Origin of the sequence: Elioraea sp., from assembly GCF_051860475.1 — a bacterium.
Taxonomy (GTDB): domain Bacteria; phylum Pseudomonadota; class Alphaproteobacteria; order Acetobacterales; family Acetobacteraceae; genus Elioraea.
This window is the reverse complement of record NZ_JBHYDW010000321.1, coordinates 1-524: the sequence shown is the minus strand read 5'-3', so window position 1 is coordinate 524 and position 524 is coordinate 1. Positions and strand designations below refer to the sequence as shown.

Sequence of the window (524 nt, the reverse complement as noted above, 5' to 3'; positions counted from 1 at the left end):
CATCCGGTTGCATGGGGGCCGCGGGCGCGCTACCGCCCGGCGCTCCATGTCGCTCACCCCCCAGGATTTCGACTTCGACCTGCCCGAGGCGCTGATCGCGCTGGCGCCCATCCGGCCGCGCGACGCGGCGCGGATGCTGGTGGTGCAGGGCGATGCCCGCCTGGACCAGGGCGTGCGCGACCTGCCCGGCTTCCTGGAGCCCGGCGACGTGATGGTGGTGAACGACACGCGCGTGATCCCCGCCCGGCTGCGCGGCCGGCGCGGCGCGGCGTGCGTCGAGATCATGCTGAACCGCGCCGAGGGCGATGGCTCCTGGCACGCCCTCATCCGCAACGCCCGGCGCCTGAAGCCGGGAGACGAGGTCCAGATCGAGGGCGCCGACCTCACCGCCCGTGTCCTGGAGAAATTCGAGGGCGGGGCCGCGCGGCTCGACTTCGGCGCGGACCCGGCGCGGCTGGCGGCCGCACTCGAGGTGGCAGGCGAAATCCCCCTGCCCCCCTACATCACGCGCGCGGACGGCCCCC

1 protein-coding gene is annotated in these 524 nt (G+C 75.0%); it reads left to right on the top strand.

Annotated elements, in window-relative coordinates; all coding sequences use genetic code 11:
* Nucleotides 1-46 precede the first annotated feature (46 nt).
* A partial coding sequence (locus ACTIFU_RS24005) for an S-adenosylmethionine:tRNA ribosyltransferase-isomerase (protein WP_439580830.1) occupies nt 47-524 on the top strand: 478 nt, incomplete at its 3' end.